Source organism: Luteolibacter luteus (assembly GCF_012913485.1).
Classification (GTDB): Bacteria; Verrucomicrobiota; Verrucomicrobiia; order Verrucomicrobiales; family Akkermansiaceae; genus Haloferula; species Haloferula lutea.
In genome coordinates this window covers 2,894,452-2,917,827 of the sequence record NZ_CP051774.1, presented here as the reverse complement: position 1 = coordinate 2,917,827, position 23,376 = coordinate 2,894,452, and the positions used below count along the sequence as shown (strand labels likewise).

At 61.5% G+C, this 23,376-nt stretch carries 20 protein-coding genes and 1 other RNA gene; 17 read left to right on the top strand and 4 right to left on the bottom strand.

All coding sequences use genetic code 11. The features are described from left to right. The first annotated feature begins 30 nt into the window (after positions 1 to 30). On the top strand, positions 31 to 714 hold the full coding sequence (locus tag HHL09_RS12190; RefSeq protein ID WP_169454908.1) for a tetratricopeptide repeat protein: 684 nt from the start codon (positions 31 to 33) through the stop codon (positions 712 to 714). Between the two features lie 4 nt (positions 715 to 718). Then, positions 719 to 2,971, top strand: a complete 2,253-nt coding sequence (locus HHL09_RS12185; RefSeq protein ID WP_169454907.1) for a ComEC/Rec2 family competence protein — start codon at positions 719 to 721, stop codon at positions 2,969 to 2,971. On the opposite strand, the gene trmB is transcribed toward HHL09_RS12185, so the two are convergent. After that, a complete protein-coding gene (gene trmB, locus HHL09_RS12180) occupies positions 2,948 to 3,706 on the bottom strand; it encodes a tRNA (guanosine(46)-N7)-methyltransferase TrmB (protein WP_240963780.1) in 759 nt (252 codons plus the stop codon). The genes HHL09_RS12185 and trmB overlap by 24 nt on opposite strands. Positions 3,707 to 3,855: 149 nt before the next feature. Here trmB and accB point away from each other — a divergent pair, with 149 nt between their 5' ends. The 11 genes from accB (at position 3,856) to HHL09_RS12130 (ending at position 16,190) form a co-directional block, all read left to right on the top strand. Beyond that, on the top strand, positions 3,856 to 4,317 hold the full coding sequence (accB, locus tag HHL09_RS12175; RefSeq protein WP_169454906.1) for an acetyl-CoA carboxylase biotin carboxyl carrier protein: 462 nt from the start codon (positions 3,856 to 3,858) through the stop codon (positions 4,315 to 4,317). A 61-nt stretch (positions 4,318 to 4,378) separates the two neighbouring features. Next, on the top strand, positions 4,379 to 5,731 hold the full coding sequence (gene accC / locus HHL09_RS12170; RefSeq protein WP_169454905.1) for an acetyl-CoA carboxylase biotin carboxylase subunit: 1,353 nt from the start codon (positions 4,379 to 4,381) through the stop codon (positions 5,729 to 5,731). A 14-nt stretch (positions 5,732 to 5,745) separates the two neighbouring features. Beyond that, positions 5,746 to 6,402: a thiamine phosphate synthase gene (gene thiE, locus HHL09_RS12165; RefSeq protein ID WP_169454904.1), complete on the top strand. Its 657-nt coding sequence runs from the start codon at positions 5,746 to 5,748 to the stop codon at positions 6,400 to 6,402. Between the two features lie 217 nt (positions 6,403 to 6,619). Next, positions 6,620 to 7,387, top strand: coding sequence for a hypothetical protein (locus HHL09_RS12160; RefSeq protein ID WP_169454903.1), 768 nt, complete (start codon positions 6,620 to 6,622; stop codon positions 7,385 to 7,387). 89 nt (positions 7,388 to 7,476) lie between these two features. Next, positions 7,477 to 8,409, top strand: a complete 933-nt coding sequence (locus tag HHL09_RS12155; RefSeq protein WP_240963779.1) for a PfkB family carbohydrate kinase — start codon at positions 7,477 to 7,479, stop codon at positions 8,407 to 8,409. Positions 8,410 to 9,027: 618 nt separating this feature from the next. Then, the gene (locus HHL09_RS12150; protein ID WP_169454902.1) at positions 9,028 to 10,011 is read left to right on the top strand and encodes a hypothetical protein; all 984 of its coding nucleotides are present in this window, start codon (positions 9,028 to 9,030) and stop codon (positions 10,009 to 10,011) included. Positions 10,012 to 10,036: 25 nt separating this feature from the next. Beyond that, positions 10,037 to 10,615 (top strand): PEP-CTERM sorting domain-containing protein, encoded by a 579-nt coding sequence (locus HHL09_RS12145; protein WP_169454901.1) that lies wholly within the window; start codon positions 10,037 to 10,039, stop codon positions 10,613 to 10,615. 103 nt (positions 10,616 to 10,718) lie between these two features. Beyond that, entirely contained in the window at positions 10,719 to 11,342 is a 624-nt protein-coding gene (locus HHL09_RS26850; RefSeq protein ID WP_425491665.1) for a PEP-CTERM sorting domain-containing protein, read from the top strand. 92 nt (positions 11,343 to 11,434) lie between these two features. Beyond that, a complete protein-coding gene (locus HHL09_RS12140; protein WP_169454900.1) occupies positions 11,435 to 13,474 on the top strand; it encodes a histidine kinase in 2,040 nt (679 codons plus the stop codon). A 56-nt stretch (positions 13,475 to 13,530) separates the two neighbouring features. Further along, positions 13,531 to 14,211: a response regulator transcription factor gene (locus HHL09_RS12135; protein WP_169454899.1), complete on the top strand. Its 681-nt coding sequence runs from the start codon at positions 13,531 to 13,533 to the stop codon at positions 14,209 to 14,211. A gap of 419 nt (positions 14,212 to 14,630) precedes the next feature. Next, a complete protein-coding gene (locus HHL09_RS12130) occupies positions 14,631 to 16,190 on the top strand; it encodes an FAD-binding oxidoreductase (RefSeq protein WP_240963778.1) in 1,560 nt (519 codons plus the stop codon). 83 nt (positions 16,191 to 16,273) lie between these two features. Here the strand turns inward: HHL09_RS12130 and HHL09_RS12125 are convergent, their stop codons facing one another. Beyond that, positions 16,274 to 16,678: an acyl-CoA thioesterase gene (locus tag HHL09_RS12125; RefSeq protein WP_240963777.1), complete on the bottom strand. Its 405-nt coding sequence runs from the start codon at positions 16,676 to 16,678 to the stop codon at positions 16,274 to 16,276. 98 nt (positions 16,679 to 16,776) lie between these two features. Between HHL09_RS12125 and HHL09_RS12120 the strand changes: the two genes are divergently transcribed. From HHL09_RS12120 to HHL09_RS12110, 3 genes are all read left to right on the top strand, one after another. Beyond that, positions 16,777 to 18,516: a hypothetical protein gene (locus HHL09_RS12120; protein WP_169454898.1), complete on the top strand. Its 1,740-nt coding sequence runs from the start codon at positions 16,777 to 16,779 to the stop codon at positions 18,514 to 18,516. 97 nt (positions 18,517 to 18,613) lie between these two features. Further along, positions 18,614 to 20,098 carry a trypsin-like peptidase domain-containing protein gene (locus HHL09_RS12115; RefSeq protein ID WP_169454897.1) on the top strand — a complete coding sequence of 495 codons (1,485 nt, stop codon included), beginning with the start codon at positions 18,614 to 18,616 and terminating at the stop codon, positions 20,096 to 20,098. A gap of 138 nt (positions 20,099 to 20,236) precedes the next feature. After that, a complete protein-coding gene (locus HHL09_RS12110; RefSeq protein WP_169454896.1) occupies positions 20,237 to 21,577 on the top strand; it encodes an OmpA family protein in 1,341 nt (446 codons plus the stop codon). Between the two features lie 12 nt (positions 21,578 to 21,589). On the opposite strand, the gene ffs is transcribed toward HHL09_RS12110, so the two are convergent. Beyond that, positions 21,590 to 21,684: signal recognition particle sRNA small type (ffs, locus tag HHL09_RS12105), an RNA gene on the bottom strand. Between the two features lie 275 nt (positions 21,685 to 21,959). On the opposite strand from ffs, the gene HHL09_RS12100 reads away from it, so the two are divergent. Next, positions 21,960 to 22,238, top strand: coding sequence for a hypothetical protein (locus tag HHL09_RS12100; protein WP_169454895.1), 279 nt, complete (start codon positions 21,960 to 21,962; stop codon positions 22,236 to 22,238). 5 nt (positions 22,239 to 22,243) lie between these two features. Here HHL09_RS12100 and queA read toward each other — a convergent pair whose 3' ends face one another. Next, complete coding sequence (gene queA, locus HHL09_RS12095; RefSeq protein ID WP_343224879.1) at positions 22,244 to 23,236, bottom strand: tRNA preQ1(34) S-adenosylmethionine ribosyltransferase-isomerase QueA; 993 nt, start codon at positions 23,234 to 23,236, stop codon at positions 22,244 to 22,246. Positions 23,237 to 23,376 lie beyond the last annotated feature (140 nt).

Genomic DNA, 23,376 nt, shown 5'->3' with positions numbered 1-23,376 from the left:
GCGAGGCCGAGGGATTAGTTTCCCCCATCTATGAAGTGGGGTCTGTATGTCGTGATGGCGCTCTGCGTGATCTTCGCCTGGTCGAAGTTCAACAAGGCCGAAGAGGAAATCCAGAAGGATGAAGTCCGCCTGGTGGAGCTGAAGAACAGCGGCGATGACGAACAGGCCGCCGCAGACCTCGAGACCGCCATTGAGAGCCGGAAGAACGAGAAGACCTTCAGCGGCATCCTGCTCGCCTTCCTGACCGCAGGTCTGGTCGGCATCGTTTTCGTCATCCACGTGCTGCCGGCCATTGCCCAGCGCTTTACCCACGCCGTCTACGACAGTGCGGAGATGGTCGAGAAGGACCCGATGCACGACGCCCGTGCCAAGGTCGCCCAAGGCGATTGGGAAGGTGCCATCGAGTGCTTCAAGCTCGCGGCCGAGGCAGAGCCGCTCAACCGCCTGCCGTGGGTGGAAATCGCGAAGATCCAGCTCGAGCAGCTGGAAGATCCCGCCGCCTCGGTGGAGACCCTGCGCACCGCGATCCAAGGCCAGGAGTGGGAAGAGAACGACGCCGCGTATCTCATGTTCCGTCTCGCGGAAATCTACAACGAGCACATGAGCGACAAGCCTTCTGCCGTTTCCGTCATGCAGCAGGTCATCGAGCAGTTCCCGGAAAGCCGCCACTCGGCCAACGCCCGCCACAAGCTCCGCGAGTGGGGCATGATCTAAGGCCATGCGCGCCAAGCTCCGCCGCACGGTGGAGCGCCATCCCCTCCTCTGGATAGCCGCCGCAGCGGCTGCGGCGGTGATGGTGGCGGACGGCTGTTTCGTGACAGGAGCGGTCACCTTTTTTGCGGTGATCGCCCTGCTGCTGGCCGCCGGCCTGCGGTGGGTGGTGATATCCGCCCTCGCCTTGGCCTTGGCGGCCGGTTCGCTCCATAGTGCCCGCGTCGCCCCGCAAAAGGCCGCCCGCGCCGCGATATCCGGGACGAAGGTCCGCACTGTCGAGGCCACCGGGCGGGTGGCTACCGCACCGAAGGTTTCCGGGGGTGGTTGGACCGCCCTCGTCGATGTGGTGGGCCCGGATCCGAAAGGCAAAGTTTGGTGGTGGGGTCGCGGCCTGCCCCCTTTGCGAGGGGAGACCATCCGCGCCACCGGCGATTTCCTGCCTATTCCGGAACGACGGAATCCAGGGACTTTCGATGTCGCCAACTGGCTTCACCGTGAGGGTGTGTGGGGCGTCTTTGATGAGCGCGGCCAGCGCAGCAGCGTGAGCCCTGCTCCTTGGCTGGACCAGAAAGGTGAGGCGCTCCGCGAGGATTTCCGGCTCGCCGTCACCTCCGGCCTTGATGAAGCCAGCCGCGAGGCCGCAGTCATCCGGGCCATGGTTTTGGGCGACAGCCCTACGGACGATGAGGCCTTGGTCGAGGCCTACCGGGCCAGCGGCACCCTCCATGTCTTTTCCGTCAGCGGCATGCACGTGGCCATGATCGGGGTGATCGGCTGGTTCGCGCTGAAGTGGCTGCGGGTGCCGCGCCGGGCGGCCATCGTCGTCATCATTCTGGGGATGTTCGCCTACGCGTGGATCACCGGCATGAAGCCGCCGGCAGTCCGCTCCGTGACCATGGGAGCGGTCCTTCTCGGAGCTTTCTTCATCCGCCGTCGCCCCGACCTGCTGAATACCCTCGGATTCGCGCTGATGTTGGCGGTGCTCGCGAATGGCCACCTGATCTTCCAAGCCGGGGTTCAGCTTTCCTTCGGCGTGGTCTTCGTCATGGGCATCGCCACAACTTGGGCGACGCGCCCCTTCGCCTGGATCTCATGGCGGGAGCCCTACCTGCCGCTCCAACTTTATACGAAGTGGCAGGACCGTTGGCTGCGGATCCGCCAGCAGATTGCCACCGCCTTCGGGGCCTCGACCGCTGCCAGTGTCGGCTCGGTTCCCCTGACGCTCTGGCACTTCGGCTTCCTTTCCCCGATTTCGATCCTGGCGAGCACCCTGATCGGAATCTTCGTGCTGGCTCTCATGGCCTTGGCGCTGCTGGCCCTTTTCCTCTCCCCCATCGCGCCTTCTGCCCAGCGGTGGGTAAACAAGGGGAACGGCTATGTTGCCGCGGGTTGCACGGGAATCGCTCGATTCTTTGCTTCGGTTCCGGGTGGCAATCACACCTTCGCCCGCGACCGGCCGGGCGAGAACTTCCTGGTGGTCTATGATCCCGGGTACGGCAACGGCGCGGCCCTGCTCCATGAGGGTGGATCGACGGTGCTTTTCGATACCGGCAGCGCGAATGGCTTCGAGCACATGCTCCTGCCCTCGCTCCGGCATTTTTCGGTGAAGCCGCAGCACTTGGTCCTCAGCCACCCTGATGGCGGCCATATCGGTGGCGCCGCGGGAGCCATCGATGCCTTCCCGATCCGCCAGATTCTGGCACCCGTGACCAAGGCGCGGAGCAAGCTGTATCGCGATCTGATCGGGAAAGCGGAGCAGCGCGGCATCCCCGTGGTGCTCGGAGATCCCCAAGGGCACTACAAGGTCTCGGAAGCCACGTGGCTGGAGGTGATCCATGAGCCCGACGCCGCCAGCCAGAACATGATGGCGGACGAGCGAGTCATGGTCTGCCGCCTGCATTGGCGCGGCTGGCGCATCCTCTTCATGGGCGATGCCGGCTGGAGCATCGAACGCGCGATGCTGGAAAGCGGCCGCGACCTCTCCGCCGATGTCATCGTGGCTGGCCGCCATCGCAATGATTCCAGCATGGGCGATGCCTTCCTCGAGGCGGTGAAACCGCGTGCCATCATCGCGAGCCACGCCGATTTCCCTTACGCCGAGCGCATTCCTCCGGGATTCGTCTCCGACTGCGAGAGCCGTGGGATCCGGCTTTTCCACCAAGGCCAGACAGGTGCTGTCACTGGCGTCCCAAGAGAGGACGGCAGCTTGGAGCTTCGTGGATTTCTCGACGGCTCAAGCCTCCGCCTGAGCCGCTGACTTCTTCAATCTCAAGCCCTGCAGGCTCTTTCCCTCACTCTCCCAGAGGAGCTGGAAATCGGTCTTCGGATAGAAAAAGGCGTCCTCCGGCCACTCAAGCCGCTCGAATTTCCCGAAGGCCTCCACCTTCTCCATGGCCCACTCGAAATACTCGGGATGGTCTGTTTTGAAGAGAAACTCTCCGCCCGGTTCCAAAGTGTCCCACACGGCCTGCAGGAATTCCTGCTGGATTAGCCGACGGCGGTGATGCCGGAATTTCGGCCACGGATCCGGGCAGAGCAGGTGCAGACGGGAGACCGACTCCTTCGGTAGCAGCCACTCCGCGGTATAGCGGCTTTCCAGCCGGAGCACCCGGGCATTCGCCAGCCCCAGCTTGCCGATCTTCTTGCAGACCTTTCGCACGCGCCCCAGCAGGCGCTCCACTCCCAAAAAATCGCGCTCCGGATAGTGCTCGGCCATTCCGAGCAGGAAGCGGCCGTCCCCGCAGCCTAGGTCGATTTCCAGCGGACGGCCCTCGCGCACGAGCTCGTGCTTCTCCAAGCGCCGGAAGTAATCTTCGGGCACGAATTCCTGGGCTTCCGGCACGCGGGCTAGGCGGGTGACTTCCATCGCCCCGCTTTGCAGCCCGTCCCCCTGCCGGGTGGCAAGCAAAACCCGCGCGGACTTCTGCCCTTTTCCGGTGGCCGGGAGGCGACCCGCGCAGGCCCACCGTGCCAGAGGGAGCCCTCCTTTCATCCAAATGAGCGATGATTGACCTTAAAGCTTCGATGGTTCACCACCGGGTTCCCGCTTGACGCTCTTTCGCAGCGGTCCCTACTTTTCGCATCCCGTCGCGCCGCTACCGCGACCGCTGCAGCTTCCCACCACACACCTTTCCCTACATCGTGGACCTCAAGGAAATCCGCAAGATCGTCGAGCTCATGAACGAGCATGGCCTTACCGTCTTCGACATGTCGAAGGAGGGCTTCCACCTGAAGCTCCGCAAAGGCCCCGATGTGGATGCCTTGCGCGGCCTGATTGGCTCCTTCCCGGCGGCTCCTGCCTACGCCCCGGCTGCCGCGCCCGCGGCGGCTCCTGCTGCCGCAGCTGCGCCTGCCGCCCCTGCCCAGGAAGGTGAAGCGATCACCTCCCCGATGGTCGGCACCTTCTACCGCAAGCCTTCTCCGGATTCGCCTTCTTTCGTGAACGTCGGTGACGCCGTCAGCGAAGGCCAGACCCTCTGCATCATCGAGGCGATGAAGGTCATGAACGAGATCAAGGCCGAGAAGTCCGGCGTGATCACGGCGGTGCTTGCCGATGACGGCAATCCGGTCCAGTTCGGCGACGTCCTTTTCCGCATCAAGTGATCCTGCCTGCCGCCTGCTAGAGAGTAGAGGGCGGCCCGCTTGCAATCGAAAGCCATTGTCCATGTTCAAACGCGTCCTTGTCGCCAACCGCGGTGAAATCGCCCTGCGCATCATCCGCGCCTGTCGCGAACTCGGCGTGGAATCCGTCGCCGTCTATTCCGAGGCCGACGTTGATTCGATGCACGTCCATCTGGCCGATGAGGCCGTTTGCATCGGGCCCGCATCCAGCAAGGAGAGCTACCTGAAGCCGGACCGGATCATCGCTGCCGCGGAGATCACCGAGGCGGATGCGATTCACCCGGGCTACGGCTTCCTTTCGGAGAACGCGCGCTTCGCCGAGATCTGTGAAAGCTGCAACATCCAGTTCATCGGACCTTCCGCGAAGGTGATCTCGATGATGGGCGACAAGGCCACCGCCCGCGCCACCGCTGTGGCGAACGGTGTGCCCACGACACCTGGCTCCGAGATCCTCGCCGACGCCAAGGAAGGTCTCTCCGAGGCCAAGCGCATCGGCTTCCCGGTGATGATCAAGGCGACCGCCGGTGGCGGTGGCCGCGGGATGCGTCCCTGCTTCAAGGAGGAAGACTTTGAATCGCTCTTCAAGGCAGCGTCGAACGAAGCCCTCGCGGCCTTCGGCAATGGCGAGTGCTATCTGGAAAAACTGGTGCTGAATCCGCACCACGTGGAGTTCCAGGTCATCGCGGACCGCCATGGCAATTTCATCCAGCTCGGCGAGCGTGATTGCTCGATGCAGCGCCGGAACCAGAAGATCATCGAGGAGTGCCCCTCGCCCCTGCTCGGTCCCGAGCTGCGTGGCCGCATGGCGGAAGCTTCGGTGAACCTGATCAAGGCGATCGGCTACGAGAACGCCGGCACCATCGAGTACCTCGTGGATGACCAAGGGAAGGATTTCTACTTCATGGAGATGAACACCCGCATCCAGGTGGAGCATCCCGTGACGGAGGAAGTGATGGGCTGCGAGCTCATCAAGGAGCAGATCCGCATCGCTGCCGGCGAGCCGCTCTCCGGCCACGTGCTGAATGCGACGCCGCGCGGTCACTCGATCGAGTGCCGCATCAATGCGGAAGACCCCTTCAACAACTTCTGCCCCAGCCCGGGCAAGATCGACATGTGGTACGCTCCCGGTGGCAAGGGCGTGCGCGTGGATACCCACGTCTACTCCGGCTACTCGGTGCCGCCGAACTACGACTCGATGATCGCGAAGCTGATCGTCACCGGTGCCAACCGCGAGATCGCAATCGCCCGCATGAAGCGTGCGCTCGGCGAATTCATGATCCGCGGCATCAAGACGACAATCCCCTTCCAACAGGAGATCATCGCGCATCCGGACTTCGCCGCTGGCAACTACGACATCGGTTGGGTCGCCCGTTATCTCGAAGAGCGCAAGGGTTAATGCCCGGCTCCTTCATGAAGCTCACCGGGCAGCTCTACGCGATCGTTGATCTCGGCTACGTGAAGCCGGAGAGCGCCGTGGCAGCTGCCACGGCCTTGCTTGCCGGTGGCGCGGATATTCTGCAACTGCGTGCCAAAGGTCATGCGGAGCGGGAGATCGAGGAACTGGCCAAGCGGATCCTGCCGCTGTGCCGTGAGGCCGGTGTGCCCTTCGTGGTGAACGACTATCCGGAGATCGCCGCTCAAGTCGGCTCCGATGGGGTGCATATCGGCCAAGACGATGGCTCGCTTGCCGCAGTCCGCGCGATCGTGGGCGAGCAGATGATCGTAGGCCGGTCCACGCATTCTCCTGAGCAAGCCAAGGCTGCCTTGGAAGAAGGCTTCGATTACATTGGCTTCGGTCCTCTCTTTCCCACTCCGACCAAGCTTGGCCGCCCTGGCATCGGCATGGAGAACATCCCATCCGTCCAAACCGAGGTCGGCAGCAAGATCCCTGTCTTCTGCATCGGGGGGATCAAGCGCGCGAACCTTCCCGAGGTCCTCGCCGCGGGAGCGAGCAATGTTGTGATTGTTTCCGATCTGCTTTGCGCCTCCGAGATCGCAGTGGCTGCGAACGAGGCAAAGCACCGGTTGCTGGCAATCGAGGCGGCCCGGCCTCCGGCAGATCTCTAGTCAGGCGGAGCGATAGCGAGGGAGCGTTCCCCTTGTGTCACGGTGTCATACTTGCGGTGCGAGGTGGCTGGTGATAGGCTGGAAAACTTTGGAGATATTCTCCGTTCTGTCTCTCCTCCATCTTGAAATGACCCTTTCTCCCGTGAATGACCTCTCCATGAAATCTCCGGCCGGTGGTGATGGATTTCGTTGGCGCCCCCGGAGAGGGATTCCTGCCATGCTTCTGTTTTCCTTGGTTTTCATCACCGCAAGCGTGTTCGGGGTGGAGGTAGAAAAGCGATCGGAGAGGGTTTTGCGGGCGGCCAAGGTTCTCGACCAGCAGACCCGGCAGCTTGAGGAAGGCGCGCCCTTCATGGAGCTGCCGGAGGCCCAGGACCTGATTCACCAGGTAAGGGAAGATGTCCGGTCAAACAGGGGGCGCGGAACCATCGCGCTTCTGCGGCAGTGGAATCCTTCGGACCCTGCGTGGGGCACTACCGTTCATACCCTGCTCATGAGGATGGAGGGCTGGCCCGATGAACCGGTGGGTAAGGAAGAGATGGGCACCATGGTGGATCTCTTCAAGGCGACGGTGAAGGAGGAGGATAGCACGGAGAACTATAAGGCGACGCCCTCCAATCGCATGGCGAATCCTTATAGCTTTCGCGCTCTATATTCGAAGAAGCTGGCCCATGCGGCAGACCCCGAGAGTGTTTCCAAAGTCGACACGACAGCCGTGAGGGATGCTCCCTTGATGTGGATTCAAGATGAGATCCTATCGAAAACCGGCGAACTGCCTTCGGTACTTGCCGAGACTGAGGACGAGATTGCACGCAGCGCTTCGACTCGTGAACGGCCAAGCAAGCGAGGGATGACCACCCCCCAGGCCGATCCTGTAGCGGGCGCCGGAGATGGCACGGATCGCCGATGGTGGGTTGCGGCGGGCGGTGTTCTTGTCGCCGTGGCCGCAGGCGTTTTCGTTTGGAAGAGGCAGGCAGGCCGTTAAGTGCTCCATGAGACCGGTGGCGAGTCACGGTCATCTTGGGCGGCTGTGTTTTTGCTGGTCTCCCGTGGTTTCCTTTCATTTCTACCGCCATGCCTGAGCCGCTGCCCATTGTCGTCGGAGGAACCATTGCCATCGATAACGTCAAAACCCCCTTCGCGGACGAGACGGAACTTCTCGGTGGCTCGGCAGCCTACGCGGCCTTGGCAGCATCCTTCTATCATAGCCCGGTGCATCTCGTCGGCATCGTCGGAAAGGACTTCCCGCCGCAGCATCTTGCCATGCTCGAATCCCGCGGCATTTCGCTGGAGAATGTAGAGCGCTCCGAAGGCGACTCCTTCACGTGGTCCGGGGAGTACTTCAATAACATGAACGAGCGCACGACGCACCGCGTCGGCCTTAACGTGCTTGAGAACTGGTCGGTGAAAGTGAATGGCGCAGCCGCACGGTCCGCCTTCGTCGTGCTGGCAAACATGTCTCCGGACAACCAGCTCCAGATGCTGGAGCAGTGCAGTGCTGCCGATCGCTTCGTGATTGCGGATACCATGGACCTTTGGATTGAGATCGCGAACGAGCGTCTCCACGAGGTGCTGAAAAAGATCGATCTCTTCGTCATCAACGATAGCGAGGCCCGCGAATTTGCCTCCACCCCCAACCTTCTTCAGGCCGGCCGCACGCTTCTCGCCAAGGGGCCACGGCACGTCGTCATCAAGCTCGGCGAATTCGGAGCCATGCTTTTCTCTGCCGGCGAGAAGCCGGAGTTCTTCCGCAGCCACGCCTATCCACTCGAAGAAGTCGTCGATCCCACCGGTGCCGGCGATAGCTTCCTGGGTGCCTTGGCCGGCTATCTGGCGGCCAAGGGCACGACCCGCCCGGACTTCCAGGCCCTGCGGAATGCCGTGGTCCATGGCTCCGTGCTCGCCTCCTTCACCTGCGAGGCCTTTTCGACCCGCAAGCTGGAGTCGCTGGATGACGCCGGACTTGAGGAGCGCATGAACCATTTCCGCGAGCTTACCGCTTGGTGAGCTGCGTGGGGGGCCTCGGTGGTCTCCCCGTCCGCATGAGGCAGATTCATTTGAGCCGCGATGATCTTCGCGGCTCAGGGTGGCTGATTTTGCGACATCAGGGAGGGAGGACAGATCCGGAAGTGATTTGTAATTCGGATTTCTTAATCATCAAAAAGCCCCAAAGATACTTTTCGATCTTTTCTCCGGCGTTGCAAAAATCCCTCTTCTTCTGCGCTATTCTCAAATTTGAAAACTACTTTTGCGCAGAAATGAGGGGTTCACTGCGGTGAATCGGGCTGATAGAGTGAATGCAAAATGGCGCTTCCGTCCTCCGGGTCACGCGTTCTTAAAATTTTTCTCGCCGCTTGGGTGTCACAAGAAAGTGGGACAGCTCCGGCTCTCTTTTTGGGGTATTACCTGTCACTTGCAAAGGCGGCAATGAGCGAGCAATCCATTGAATAAGTGGGATTTAAGTGCCTTCTGAAAAAGATCTTGCGAAGCACCCGGGAATCAGCGTCAATGACGATTGTGAAGAGAGAAAGTTCGCGAGGGCCGACGTGGCGTGACGGAAGCGTCACCCCGCCCCGTGCTTTTTCCTCGACGAAATCAGAATCCGAACCTAAACCCAGTCTCGTCATGAAACCAATCATCCCCTTCGCGCTTCTCGGAGCGTTGCTTGTCGGCGCGGCGCAAGCTGCTTCCACCACTCCGGTGGGCTATCTGACCGTGGATATCGCAGCCAACGGCGACACCTACATCTCGCCCTCCTTGGTTGAAGCCACCGTTTTCGCCAGCGCCTCCTCCGCCAGCCCATCCGGCGGCAGCACCATTACTTTCAGCGGTTCGGTTCCGACCGGTCTGGACACCACCTACGTTCTTGAGATCACCTCGGGCACTTCCGAAGGCTGGTGGTCCACCGTGACGTCCTCCACCGCTACCTCGATCACCGTCAACGACGCTTTCCCGGCCGGACTTCCTGCCAACACTCAAGTCAGTGTCCGCAAGCACAGCACCCTGAAGACCTTCTTGGGTCTCAATGCCCCGGGTCTGATCCCCTTCACCGGTACCGGCAACGCTGACCAAGTGCAGGTTCTTAACCCTGTCACGCAGTCGGTCACCATCTACTCGTGGGTTACCGCTGAAGACTGGGGTGCGGCTGAAGGTGTGTGGATGAAGACCTCGGATTCCTCCGATGGCAGCAACACGATCATCGAGCCGGGAAGCGCAGTGAAGATCAAGCGCTTCGGCGGTGCTCTTTCCTTCGTTGCCACGGGCACTGTGAAGGTGACCAAGACTCAGGTTGATATTTTCCCGAATTTCAACTGGGTAGGCACTCCTGCTGCCGCTGGTAGCACCTTGAACGGATTGCAGTTCAACACTCAGCTGACGGAGTATACGGGTGAGAGCGCGAACTACGACGAATTGCAGATCCTTCGCCCGGCCCAGAACGTGGACACTTACGTGGCTGCTGATTTCGCTCCGCTGACCATGATGAAGTTCTCGGATTCTTCGAATGCGGGTACCGAGCCTTTCAAGGAAGGCACCGGTGCCGTGGTCAGACGCCTCGGTGCAACGCCGGCCAGCACGATTACGTATCCGGCTACGGTTGTTGGTCAATAATTCCCAACTATAATAAAACGACGACATGAAATTGCTTAACCTGTTTGCCGCTCTCGGTCTGCTGTGCACCGGGGCTTCCCAAGCTGCTACAATTGACGTGGGCGCGGGCTTGCCGGCGACCCAAGGCTTCACCCCGACGACCATCGTCGGCGGCGTTGCTCAACCCCTTGCCAGCTTCAGCTGGGCGGTGGGTACCTGGGATGCAGCTACGCAAGTCTTCTCTACCTTCGGATCTTCGGTTCTGGATACTGGAGAAGTGAATGGCTCCGTTACCGCAACGGGTCCTGCCACCTTCAATGGTCAGGTTATCGCTCTCTTCATCGGCACCGGCTCCAGCATCGCTGAGTCCGGCCAGAATTGGGTGGTGCTCGCTTCCACGAACGCTAGCACTCTCTTCCCTGCCGACGTGTCGCAAGCCACCGCTGTGGGCTTCAACGCCACCACACCGGGATCCGTGACCTTCCTTGCCAAGGGCAACGAAGCTCACAACTTCGGTCCGCTTGTGCAAGGCCAAGGCTACAACCTGAACTTCGTTCCCGAGCCGTCGACCGCTCTGCTTGGCGCACTTGGAATGGTTGGATTCCTTCGCCGTCGTCGCCGCTAATTCCGCGGTAGCGATATAGTTTATCGATTCAAAGAGCGGGTGAAGCTTCGGCTTCATCCGCTTCTTTGTTTTCCTGCCCCCTCTCTATTTAAGGTAAAGGGCGATGGCAGCCAGTGTAGCTCCGGAAATCTGCGGCTGCATTACCCCTAAAGCCAAAGAAGCCAGAAACATGAAGATTCCCTCCCTCTTTGCCCTGGTTGGTCTCCTGACCCTTGGATCAGCTGATGCTGCCACGGTCACAGTCTCTGCGGGCTTGCCCAATCAGGGATTCAGGCCGACGAACCCCTTTGACGGTTTGCCTCTTGCCAATTTTACCTTGGCGGTAGGCACTTGGGACAGTGCTACCCAAGTGTTCAATTCCTTTGGTTCCTTGGTGGACACCGGGGAAGCAAATGGGGAGATCACCGCTAGCGGACCGAGTTCCTTCAATAGTCAGGAGATCGCCGTTTTCATTGGAAGCGGCACAAGTATCCAGGAATCGGGCCCGGCATGGGTTGTCTTCACGGCCCCTAGCCCGGTTTTTTTCCCGCCGGACGTATCCCTTGCCACGGGTGTAATTTTCAATCTTACCATCCCCTCGGAGGTGGAGATTGTCGGAACGGGACATGTCGGGAACATTTTAAGTGCCCAGACTGGTAATGGTTACGCTCTGAGCCTGATTCCCGAACCTTCCGGCTTCCTCTTGGGGGCCCTCGGAATGGCAGGGTTTTTCCGGCGCCGCCGCTAGAAGACCGGACCGCAAGATGTCACGGGCGCGGGCGTAGCGGATATCGCGACGAGGCTGGCTAAGCTCCCGCTTTATGCCTAGCCTGCGCCCGCATGACCCGCCGGAGATGCTTTGAGATTCTTCTGATCCTTCTCCCGGGCCTGCTTTCAGGCCAAGAGGCAAGTTGGGAGTATCGCTTGGCGAATAGCTTGTCCGCGAGACCGGGGAAGATCGAAAAAGAACTGCAGGCCATTGAGGCGGAGCTCCCGGGCCTGCCGAATTTACCGGTTGGCGACCAAGGAGGCACCGGCGGCTTGGCCATCCGGTATGGGGGGCCACTCCTGAAGCAGGAGGGGGAACTTTCGATTACCGTTCGTTTCAAAGCACCGGGGATGGCCGACCTGATCGCGCTGGTCCCTGCGCGCCGTTATGGAGTCTACGGCCCGAATCCCGATTTCGGAACTCCGGAGGCCTTCTCGGTCTACTTGATCGGCGAGACGGGGCAGACCGTGGCGAAAATCGCCGAGGTCAACGGCGCTGGAACGAATCCCGTGCGATCGGGCCATCCCTACGTCTTCCCGGTTTCCCCTCCGGTTCAAGCATGGGGAATGAAAATCATCGCGGAAAAGCTGCCGCTGGATTCGGACGACTCCGACCATCACGTACACGCGTGGGCAGAGGCCCTTGCCTTCCAAGGAGATCACAACTTGGCCCGAGGTGCGGAGGTGGATAATTCCGGAGGAAGCCCGCCCCCCGCGCCTTGGCAGTGGAGCAATGACTATCTCGTTGACGGGCAAACGCCGCTGGGTCTTCCGGAGATCCCCGGCGAGCTTCATGCAAATGTGGGGTGGATGTCGGATGCCCGTGATTCCGCAAGAGACCCAGTATGGTTTGAGCTCGATTTGGGGGGCGTCCGGGAGTTCGACTCGATCCGTCTGTTTCCGGCCAAACGTCCCACCTCGGACCTGCCGAGTGGATTCGGATTTCCGAAGAATTTCGTGATCAGTGTCTGGGACGGCCAGCCCAAGGAGCGCGGGCGAATGCCCTTGGTCGAAAAGCGGATCGAAACCGCGAATCCCGGCCACAATCCCTTTCTGGTGTCCATGGGACCTTGCAAGGGGAGCCACGTCCGGATCGAGATCACTGAGCTCTGGAAGGTCTACGAGAAGTTCCCGGCATTCGCGGCTCTGAGTGAAGTGGAGATCCTCAAGGGAGAGACGAATGTAGGGCTTGGATCGCTCGTCAGGACCTCCGGCATGGCTGGCACCATCATCAGCTCGGGATCGCAGTATTGGAGTCTCGCCAGCCTGACTGACGGATATGGGCCGGAGGGGAAGTTGGTTTCCGATCGCAGTTGGTTGTTGTCCTTGAATCACCGTCTGGAACTGGAGACCAGCCGCTACCACTTGCAGAAGGAGCGGGATGAAATTGTGGGGATGTGGCGGCGAAGCCTGCTGGCTACAGTGGTCATCCTCGGTGCCGTCGGTGCCGTGGTCCTGGTGGCGCTCCCGCTCCGTTACCGGCTCCGCAGCAAGCGCCAGCTTGAGGAAGTCAGGGATCGCATCGCCGGCGACCTGCACGACGAGGTGGGGAGTAATCTAGGGAGCATCCAGATGTTCGCGGATCTCGCGGAGCGCCGTACCGGAGGCTCCGGGGAGTTGAAGAATATCCAGCGCATCGCCGCGGAGACAGTCAGCGCGGTCCGGGATATCGTCTGGCTTTTGCGCCCCGGGGGTGACCATCGGATCGCTACCGTCGAGCACCTCCGGGAAACCTGCTCGATCATGCTCGAGACCCATGACTGGAAGTTTACGGCCAACGAGCCGGCCTGGGCCTGCGAGATGTCGGATGACGCGAACCGCAACCTCTTCCTCTACGTCCGGGAGGCGCTTCATAACATCCTCCGGCATGCGGAGGCTGCGAAAGTTCAGGTGCAGGTGGAGGTCGCCCGCGGACAGTTCCATCTGGTAATCGCCGATGACGGCCGCGGCATTGATGCGGAGCGCCTGGCCCGGCCTGCGACTTTCCGGGCTCTTCGGAAAAGGGCGGAAGCGCTCCAAGCTTCCTTCACGCCGAAGAGCGAGCCGGGGCAAGGGACGGAGCTGACCTTGGTGATCCCGCTCGATCCCAAGCACGCCCTTCACGGCAAATGATCCCCCGATAGGCTCCGCAATTGCGAAGCTTCCCATGCCGGGCTATCAATACGCCGTTGACCGAGAAAACCACCACGCGAACGCCGGCCGAGAATGCGAACATCCGCCTTGTCTTGGTGGAGGACCATGCTGACTTCCGGGAATCGGTTTCGATGGTCCTAGCAGACCGTGGCTACCAGTGTGTGGGCGAATTCTCTACCATGGAGGACGCCATCGAGGCGTTCCGTGGCGGGCTGGAAGCCGATCTGGTTCTTTCCGATCTCGGACTGCCGGGAATGAGCGGTGTCGATGGCATCCGCCAGATTCGCGAGCTTGCCCCGCTGATGCAGGTTTTGGTTCTCACGGCATTCACGGACAAGGCGAAGGTTTTCGCTGCTTTGGAGGCTGGCGCTCACGGCTATCTGGTCAAAGCTGGCAGCGCGACCCGGCTGATTGCCACCTTGGAGGAAGTCTTGGCGGGGGGCACGCCCCTCGATCCCAAGATCGCCGGGATGATCCTGCAGACCTTCCGGAAATTGAGTCCTATACCGGGAGCGGAGGCACTTTCCGCGCGGGAGTGCGATGTCCTTCAGCTCTCCGCCAAGGGTCTCACCCGGCAGGAAGTCGCTGATCATCTGGGTATTAGCCAGCATTCCGTCACCGAGTATATCAAGCGCTGCTTCGACAAGCTCCACGTGCGGAACCTCCCGGCGGCGGTGAGCGAAGCGATCCGGAGAGGGTTCCTGGACCTGTCCTGACCCCGCGGCGTGTCCCAAATCTTAGGGACAAGACAAAGTGGCGGATTTCTGCGAGAACTCTCCTGTCGGTGAGCTGGTTACTTGCTGACGATTGAATTTCATGACGAAATTTATAGGGGCTGCGCGAGTGCGCGGCCCCTTTTCGTTTCCGGGGTAGGGGACCGGGCCCGAAGGAGCCTCAGAGCGGCGTGTCCCAAATCTTAGGGACAAGACAAAGTGGCGGATTTCTGCAACAACTCCTCTGTCGGTGAGCTGGTTACTTGCTGACGATTGAATTTCATGACGAAATTTATGGGGGCTGCGCGAGTGCGCGGCCCCTTTTCGTTTTAAGGGGATTGCCAGCGGGATCAGCTTGGCGCGGGAAACAAACAAGCGGCTCGCGGATTGACCGTTCCCGGCACCCGCGGGAGAATTCCGGCGTGTTCCTGCCACCCAAACGATCCTCATTCATCGTCCACGGCACTCCGACCCGTACGAGCGCGAAAACCGAGTTTGTAAAATCGGATGACGATTCGGTTTTCGAGGACCTCGATAAGCCCGTGCAGGAAGCCGGTGCCGATCCAAGCGCCGGGCAACAGGAGCCGGCCGAAGCATCCGAATTGACGGTGGCGGATATTGCCGCGGAGTTGTCCGAGCTGTTAGGCCCCGGAAAGGTTTCCATCCGCGAGGCGGATCTTGAAGTTCACGCTGCTGACAAGTGGTATGCGAAGTCCCTTCCGGACCTCGTTGTTTTCGCCGAGTCCACCAAGGATGTCTCCAAGACCCTCGGCTACGCCAGCGAGCATGGCATCCCGGTGACCACCCGCGGCGCCGGGATCGGCTACGTCGGTGGCTGCGTCCCGGTGGAGGGGGGCATTGTCCTCTCGTTGGCGCGGATGAAGAGGATCATCGAGATCAATCCGGCTGACGGCGTGGCCGTTGTGGAACCGGGCGTGATCACGGTGGAGCTCCAGAAGGCCGCCCGGGCTCTTGGCTGGGACTATCCGCCGGACCCTGCATCCCTGAAGGAATGTTCGATCGGTGGGAACATCGCCACCAATGCCGGCGGCCCCCGCTGTCTGAAGTACGGCGTGACCCGTAGCTACGTCCTCGGCCTTGAGGTCGTCCTCGCCGATGGCCGCGTGATGCGTTGCGGCGGCCGTGTCCACAAGAACAAGACCGGCTTCGATCTCTGCGGCCTTTTCACGGGTTCGGAAGGGATGCTCGGCATCGTCACGGAGATCACCCTGCGGCTCATCCCGAAGCCCCCTGCCCGCGCGATGCTTGCGGCAGTGTTCCCGGACTTTCCGGCGGCGGCAGCCGCCGTGCAGGCCATCCTGAATCGTGGCCACCTCCCCTCCGCCTTGGAGATCACGGATAGCTTTACCCTGGCCGCCGCCCGCAAGCGCTTGGGCGAACAAAAGCTTCCGCCGGGTGAAGCACACCTGATCGTGGAGATCGACGGGCGGCCTGCGGCCGTGACAAGCGAGATCGAGGAGATCCGCGCCCTTCTGGAAGAGCTTGGTGCCCTTCGCGCCGACCTCGCGGCCGATGAAGCGGCTTGCGAGGAAATCTGGCAGATGCGCCGCGAGTTTTCCTACTCACTCCGTGATACCGGCCTGACCAAGCTGAACGAGGACATCGTGGTGCCTCGTTCGAAGCTGGTGGAGCTCGTCGAATTTGCCCGGCGAATGGAGGAGGATACCGGCATTCCGGTGGCCTGCTTCGGCCATGCCGGGGATGGGAATATCCACACCAATCTCATGGTCGCGGGATTCGAGGATCCGGTCACCCGGGAAAAGGCGGAGCATGCCTTGGACCAGCTCTTCGCGTGGGTGCTCGATCACGGTGGAGCCATCACCGGCGAGCACGGTGTTGGACTCGCGAAAAAGCCGTGGATCCGCCAAGCCCTCGGCGAGGTTTCCTTCGACGTCCACCGCTCCCTGAAGGATGCGCTCGATCCGCAGGGGATCTTGAATCCGGGGAAGTTCCTCGATTGAAGTCGGTCCTTCCAGTCTAACAAAAAGTTCCCGTCCTTGAACAGCCCCTGTCGTTCAGAGGCGGATCATGTCCGGGGGCATCCTCATTCCTGCCACTCTTTCGGCATCCGCATGGGCCGTCCTTCCGGCATCTGCACCAATGCCAAGGCCTGGCGGCAGGTGATGAGCAAGGCATCGTCGCTTTCCCTGCGGATCTCAAAGGCGCACCAGAATCTCGCCCGCTGCATCTCATCCAGCCGACCGCGGATCAGCAGTGCGTCACCCAGGGTTGCCGGACGCTTGTAGTCGATTTCCGTGCGCACGACGACGGGGAAGACCTTCGTCTCAGCCATCGACTTCAGATCCATTCCCATCTTTCCCGCCAGCTTGGTCCGGCACGTTTCGATCATCCGCAAGTAGGCCAGGTTGTGGACCACGCCACCGATATCGGTATCGAAGAACATCACTTCCTCTCGGGTGGTCAGATGGAGATCGGCAGGCAGTGGCACGGGCCAAGGAAAGCGATGGATTGCCGATCTTCCAATCCTCAATCGGCCCGGAAATTCCCGCTCGCGAAATGACGTATCGGGGCCATAGGATGAAGCGGATGAGATGGCTTGCTTTCGCCTTCCTGGCGTTCGTGGCGGTGGTGCATGCGGAGTTCGTCCCCCCGGCCGAAGGACCGGTGCCCTTCCGGCGAGATCGTCTGCCGGTGGATGTGGACACCATCTCGACCCTCTCCCGCCAAGTCACGGTGTTGGCCGGTGCCAATCTCCCGGAGAATGAAACGGGCCTGCGCGCCGTCGCCCAGATGACCGGGCTGGCGCTCGCGCTGGATCCCGCCAATCGCGAAGCCCGCGACCTCATCGGAAAACTGCGTGAAGGCGGGCAGCCGGACGAAGCTGATGAAAAGGAGCTGGAGCGTAGCTGCAGCCGTGTCTGGCAGATCCTCGGATGGCTGGAGATGCCTGAAGCCGGAGCCGATGGCCAAGCTTTGGCGGCATGTCTCGGCGATGTGATGGTGTTTGCGGACCCGGATCATCCGAAGGCGAAGCTTCGCCGCGAGAAGGGCGAGCAGGGAGCATGGGACGGTTGGATTGCCCCGGCAGATTCCTTTAAGAAAAAAGAAGCGGAGCCAGAGGAGCCTGAGCCAGAGCCGATGGTGAAGAAGCCGATCCTGCCTGCCGTCGAGCTGGCGGATCCCTCTGTCCCCGTACCTCTGTGGGGTGTGAATAGGGAGACCAAAGCCCCGCGCTTCGGCATCGTGAACGTCAACGCGAAGGTGATCGCCGGCTCGGAGAGCGGGAAGCTGGAGATCAAATGGGGATTGGAGCACCCCGGTGATGCACTCCAGGCATCGACCCGCGGCTTGGCGTATGTGATCTCGAAACGCTTTGCCGGCTTGCAGGGAGGAGTAGAGGCTTCCTTCAAATGGGATGAGATGAGTTCCTATGCCCCTGACCGAAATGGTGGCGTCTTGTCGGGTACCGGTGCCGTTCTTCTCGACGCCGCCATGACGGGGAAGCAACCCGCCGCCATGGCCTTCGCGGTTGTGGGAGAGGATGGCACGCTCCATCTCCCCCCGGGTTTCTGGGCAAGCCTCCGCGAGCTTTCCGCCCTGAAGGGAACCGAGCGTCTCGTGCTTCCCGCGAAGGCGGAGGACTTTCTCTCGGCGCTGCTGGTGATGGATGATGCGGCCTTCTTCATGGATCATGAGGTCCTGCTCGCCAGTACGGTGGAGGAACTCTGCGATCTCGCCTCCGCTTCTCCGAAGCCCGGCGTCGCCGAGACCCTTGCAGGCTTCGGCGAGATCCAGAAAGTCGGCCGCGGGAAATCGGTGGGTGCTTTCGTGGCTCACCCTTCCACGCAGGTGCGCCTGAACCGCCTTGCCGCCTCGATGCCTCAGCATGCTTCGGCCCGTTTTCTGGCGCTGCAGGGTGCGGGGAACCGTCCGCGTTTCCTCCAGCGCGCAATCCTTGCCCGCGAGATCCGCGATGCGATCCAACCGATCGCCAAGCTCAATGAGCCCTCAACTGAAAAGCTGCTCAGCAAGGAGCTCGACGAGGTCCACGAAACCTCGCGCAAGAAGCTCGACCAACTTTTCAGCCTCATCGAGATCCGCGACCGCGATCTCCACAGGGCTGCAGTAAGTGTGGCCGATAACGTGCGGACCTTGGCGCGCACCCTCGACAAGCAGGACCGGGATTACCCCTATGAGCTCCGGATGAAGCAGGTGGAGATGCACCACGCTGTCTGGGCGGAATACCTCAAGGTCCTGCGCCTGCTGACGGACACGGCGGGGGATGGTAGCGAGTTCCAGATTCCCAAGCCGCTCGCGGGGAGTTAAAATTGTCCGACAAACCTGCCCGCTGGCGGATTTCCTTGCCATATTACCCTTCCCGCGCCCTGTTTCAGGCGCTCCCAACCCCCTTGCAATTCCACCCATGCAACAAGACATCCGACGCTTGTTGGCACTAGCGGCTGTCTTCGCGGTCGCTTTCGCCTCCGTTTACGTGGTGCGCAACGGCTCGAAAGGCATCGTCGAGCTCTTTTCAGGTGCAGGCTCTTCGTCAGGCCAAACCTATCGTCCCGAAAAATACACCCTGCCGGACCGTCCGCCGCTTGATCTTGGCGATGTCGAGCTCCTCGCGCGTCTCGATGCCGAATACTCGAAGCTTACCGAAGCGGTGGTGCCCTCCGTGGTCAGCATCGATACCGCCGGCGTGCGCAGCGAACTTTTCCCCGACCGCTTCGGTCGCCAGCGCATCCGTTCGGTCCCGACACTGGGACAGGGCTCCGGAGTGATCGTGAGCAAGGAAGGCCACGTGGTGACAAACCAGCACGTGATTTCCCAGCAGCGCCAGATCCAGATCACCCTCTACGATGGCAAGGTTTATCCCGCCTCGCTCATCGGCCAGGACCAACAGCTCGACATCGCGGTGCTTAAGATCGAGGCCGATGGCGTGGAATTCCGCCCGCTGAAGTTCGGGGATTCTTCCCAGGTGCGGCGCGGCCAGATTGTCTTTGCGATCGGCAATCCCTTCGGCCTCGGTGAAACGATTACCCAAGGCATCATCTCCGCCGTCGAGCGATCACTCTCCGATACCCAGCGGGATCTCTTCCAGACGGATGCTGCGATCAACCCTGGTAACTCCGGCGGTCCCTTGGTCAGCCTGCAGGGCGAGATCATCGGCATCAACTCCGCCATCTACAGTTCGGACCGCTTGAATCCCGGTTTCCAAGGCGTGGGCTTCTCGATCCCTTCGAACGACGTGAAGGATACCTTCTCCGCGATTCTTGAGCGCGGTCGGCCGGTCCGCGGCTACTTGGGACTGCGCATGGCAGAGACGCGGAATGGCGTGGTTGTCGGCTACCTCGCTCCCGGCGGCCCTGCGGAGGCGGCAGGTCTCAAGGAGGGTGACTTTGTGCTCTCTTACGATGGCAAGGCGATCACCAGCGTCAGCCAGTTGATCACCATGGTGCAGCGCACCCGCGTCGGCCAGAAGGTCCCCTTGATCATCCGCCGTGGTGGCGGGGAAATGACCTTGGAGGCCACGATTGCCGAGAGCCAACCGGAGGTCGAAGCACCTGCCGCACAGAGCAAGACCCGTGAGGCGAATGAGGTGCTTCTGGCCATCGGCATTGAAGCCCGTGATCTCACCACGGAAGAGCGCTACCGCGGCCTCACCGGCGTGGTGGTGGGGAACGTTCGCCCGGGGACCTTGGCAGAAGGTCGGGTCCGGCCGGGCGACCTGATCATCGGCGTGAACCAGAACCGCGTCTCGAACACGCCGGAGTTTTACCTCTACCTCGGCTCCATGGCCGCGGTGCAGACCACCGTGCTGCAGTTTTTCCGGGACGGTGTTTTCATGCGGGCGGATCTGCCCATGCTTCCGCGCAAGGACGAGGAGAAGAAAGACGACAAGTGAGCCCGGGGGCTTTACCGGATTTTGGAATCTCACCTGCTTTCGGGATAAAGCGGTTGCCCCTGTGACGTTGAAAGGGCATCCGTTCTTCTGACCGGCCCCCTCTGCCTGCCCAGGGGTTGTGCATCCTTCCTTCCCGTCATGTCCGATTCCCGCTTTCCCATCGCCTTCCTTTTCGGTGCCGTCGCCTTGGCCGCGGGAGTGGCTGTCCTCTACGTGAACCGCAGCACGCCGGAGGCTCCACCGGCCCCACCGGCGCAGGTGGAGAGCAAGCCGGAGCCCGAAACCGAGCCGAAGTCGGAACCCATCCCGGCCACGCAAAAGGAATCGATGGTCGATAGCCCGAAGGATCCCGAGGCTGCTCTCGCCAATGCCGGCGTCGGCGTCGCCGAAGTAAATCCCGCCGACTTGCTCTCGAAGATCGGGACCGCCCTGGAAGCCGGGGACTTCGACACTCTCGGAAAGCTGATCGGTCGGGATGCCCTTGATGATGCGACCCGCAAGCGTCTCGCCCAGATGGCCACCGGGGAGCAGATCAAGCTTCGCAAGCCGGATACCGTCCAGGAAGTCGGCGAGCTCGAGCTGAACAATCGCGCGCGCTGGGCACTGTGGCTCGATGGCGCGGAGACCGGGCGTGATCGCATTTTCTTCGACCTGAAGCAGAGCGCCGGGAAATGGTCGGTGCAGTCTCTCACGCTGCCCCCTGCGCCCGGCGATCCGATTCCGAAGGCAGTGCTCGTCGATTCGCTCGGCATTGCGGATGCCTTCCTCCAAGCCACGCTCCGCCAAGAGTTCGAGATGGCGAAGGAGTTCGCGGAGACCAGCACCGTTTCGGACGCGAAGATTGCGGGGCTTTGCATCCTTTTCGAAGAGGGCAATTACCGCCTGCGCCCGGAAAAGCCGCTGCGAGCCATGTTCCAGCGGCCCGATACCGCGGGCTATCTCGCCCGGGTGGTGAATGCGGATGGCAGTGACGCCGCGGAGTTCTCGATGGTCCTCCGCCAGCCTGGGAATGGCGGCCATTGGCGTGTCTCCGACGTCAATCTCGACCAGCTTCTGGCCGACTACGCGCGCCGTGTGGCGGGGGGCGATGTCTACTACTCGCCGCTGGTGAAGAACCCGAAGGGTGGAGATACGCTCGTCCTCTACTTCGGCTTCGATGAGGATGTCCTCGCCCCGCGCACCGAGCGCCAGATGGAGATCGTGGCGCAGATCCTGAAGACCGACCGCGACAAACAGCTCACCATTTCCGGCCACACCGATGCCCTCGGCACGGAGCAATACAACGAGCAACTATCCGCCCGCCGCGCCGGCATTGTGAAGGATTTCCTGGTGAAGACCGGAGTGCGGGAAGACCAGATCATTACCCTAGCCCGGGGCCAGTCGCAGCCGCGTCGCCCGAACTTCACCGAATCCGGCGGGGACAATCCCGAGGGGCGCCGCGCCAACCGCCGCACCGAGATCTACCTCGACTTCGATTGAGGGCAAAAAAAGTGCTGCCAGGGAACCGCGGCAAGCACGGACAAACTACCGTTGCTCCGATCAAGGCCTGGCGGGTTTCGCTTGCCGAACCTCCACGGCCCCTGACAGCAGGCGGAGGAAACAGCCCGCCGCCCTCCGTGGCAAGCGGTTATCTCGGAATTGCAGGAACGCGGCAGGGCAGGGAGGTGCCGCGGGGGAAAAGAAAAACCCGCTAGCGCCGTTTGGGGGAACGAAGGCAGCGGGTTTTCCCTTTGGGGGGATGATCGTCGTGGGGGGAGACGAGGTTTCGGGGGGATTTTGTAGGCTCGACCGTTGGGGGCGACGGCGTTGCTTACGGAATCACAATGTCCGATTTTACCCCCTAATCCAATTACGTAATCACGTGGCGGGAAATCCCGTAGGTGCGGCTGGAAATCGGCTTTTCGATTCCCATGGCGGCGGGAGGGAAGAGGTCTCAGTGTGGAAGCTCGTGATCGGTGACTGGCTAAGCATGAAGCCCTTGATCGCGGTGCTCGCGCCGCTCTGTGTCTGCATGCTGCTCGTCTCCATTCACGAGCTCGAAGACCATCTTCGGCCGGACCAGCCCGCGACTTGGACGAGGGCGGCATTCGTTTGCATGATCATTCCCACGCTGGTGCTGGTCTGGTGGGGTATCCGCTGAGTCGCTCAGACCAGCAGCATACAGTCACCGTAGCTGTAGAAGCGATAACGCTCACGCACCGCTTCGCGATACGCCTCCATGACCAGCTCCCGCCCGGCGAAGGCGCTTACCAGCATGATCAGGGTGCTTTCCGGCAGGTGGAAATTCGTGAGCAGCCCGCCGATCACGCGGAACTCATAGGGGGGGTAGATGAAGATATCCGTCTCTCCTTGCTGGCTCGTTTCCTCCAGGCGCTTGCCGCCTCCGGGCATCTGCTTTCCGAGGTGCTCCAGCACCCGCGTGACGGTGGTGCCTACTGCCACCACGCGCCCGGCCTTATTGATGCGTTGTGCCGTAGCCTCCTTTAGCAAGTAGCGCTCGGAATGCATCACGTGCTCTTCCGGTGTATCTACCTGTACGGGGCGGAAGGTGCCCACGCCCACGTGCAGGGTGAGGAAATCATGAGGTAGCGCTGCCAGCATTTCCGGCGTGAAATGCAGGCCGGCGGTGGGTGCGGCGATGGCACCTTCTTCCTTTGCGAAGACGGTCTGGTAGCGCTCGCGATCAGACAGCTCGTCCTCCCGTTTCATGTAGTGAGGGAGCGCGAGATGACCGTGCTGATTCAGATCGACGGGAGAGTCCCAACGGATCAGGCGATCGCCGTTCTCGAAGACATCTACGACGGTTCCCGTAGTTCCGCCGACACTCACGGTCTTGCCGGGCCGCATCTTCTTGCCCGGCCGCACTAGGCTGCGCCATTCGGTCGGGGAAAGCCGGTCCAGGCAGAGCAGCTCGATCTTCCCGTCATCGGAGAAAACCCGCGCCGGGATCACCCGGGTATCATTCAGCATGAGCAGATCGTCCGGATGTAGATAGCCGGGGAAGTCCCGGAACATCCGGTGCTCGATCTTTCCCGTGTCACGGTGGACCACCATCATCCGGGAGGCTGCACGCTCCTCCAGAGGCCGGGAGGCGATCAGCTCCTCCGGCAGCTCGTAGTGGAAGTCGCTCGTGCGCAAACCCATGCCCCCGCAGTAGCGGCCATTTCCGGAGGCGGCAAGAGTTTGGGGAGGGATTCGAAAGGCGAACGGATGCGGATGGGGCCACCTGCTGCCTTTCATCCGATCCATCTCATCCATCCCGGCCCGCAGGATTAAAT

Bases quoted from the DNA above. Each gene is read 5' to 3' on its own strand.
- accC (WP_169454905.1), top strand. From the start codon at position 4,379: ATGTTCAAACGCGTCCTTGTCGCCAACCGCGGTGAAATCGCCCTGCGC.
- HHL09_RS26850 (WP_425491665.1), top strand. From the start codon at position 10,719: ATGGCAGCCAGTGTAGCTCCGGAAATCTGCGGCTGCATTACCCCTAAA.
- HHL09_RS12115 (WP_169454897.1), top strand. From the start codon at position 18,614: ATGCAACAAGACATCCGACGCTTGTTGGCACTAGCGGCTGTCTTCGCG.
- HHL09_RS12150 (WP_169454902.1), top strand. From the start codon at position 9,028: ATGAAACCAATCATCCCCTTCGCGCTTCTCGGAGCGTTGCTTGTCGGC.
- HHL09_RS12145 (WP_169454901.1), top strand. From the start codon at position 10,037: ATGAAATTGCTTAACCTGTTTGCCGCTCTCGGTCTGCTGTGCACCGGG.
- thiE (WP_169454904.1), top strand. From the start codon at position 5,746: ATGAAGCTCACCGGGCAGCTCTACGCGATCGTTGATCTCGGCTACGTG.
- HHL09_RS12140 (WP_169454900.1), top strand. From the start codon at position 11,435: ATGACCCGCCGGAGATGCTTTGAGATTCTTCTGATCCTTCTCCCGGGC.
- HHL09_RS12185 (WP_169454907.1), top strand. From the start codon at position 719: ATGCGCGCCAAGCTCCGCCGCACGGTGGAGCGCCATCCCCTCCTCTGG.
- trmB (WP_240963780.1), bottom strand. From the start codon at position 3,706: ATGAAAGGAGGGCTCCCTCTGGCACGGTGGGCCTGCGCGGGTCGCCTC.
- HHL09_RS12120 (WP_169454898.1), top strand. From the start codon at position 16,777: ATGAGATGGCTTGCTTTCGCCTTCCTGGCGTTCGTGGCGGTGGTGCAT.
- HHL09_RS12160 (WP_169454903.1), top strand. From the start codon at position 6,620: ATGCTTCTGTTTTCCTTGGTTTTCATCACCGCAAGCGTGTTCGGGGTG.
- HHL09_RS12155 (WP_240963779.1), top strand. From the start codon at position 7,477: ATGCCTGAGCCGCTGCCCATTGTCGTCGGAGGAACCATTGCCATCGAT.
- HHL09_RS12110 (WP_169454896.1), top strand. From the start codon at position 20,237: ATGTCCGATTCCCGCTTTCCCATCGCCTTCCTTTTCGGTGCCGTCGCC.
- HHL09_RS12190 (WP_169454908.1), top strand. From the start codon at position 31: ATGAAGTGGGGTCTGTATGTCGTGATGGCGCTCTGCGTGATCTTCGCC.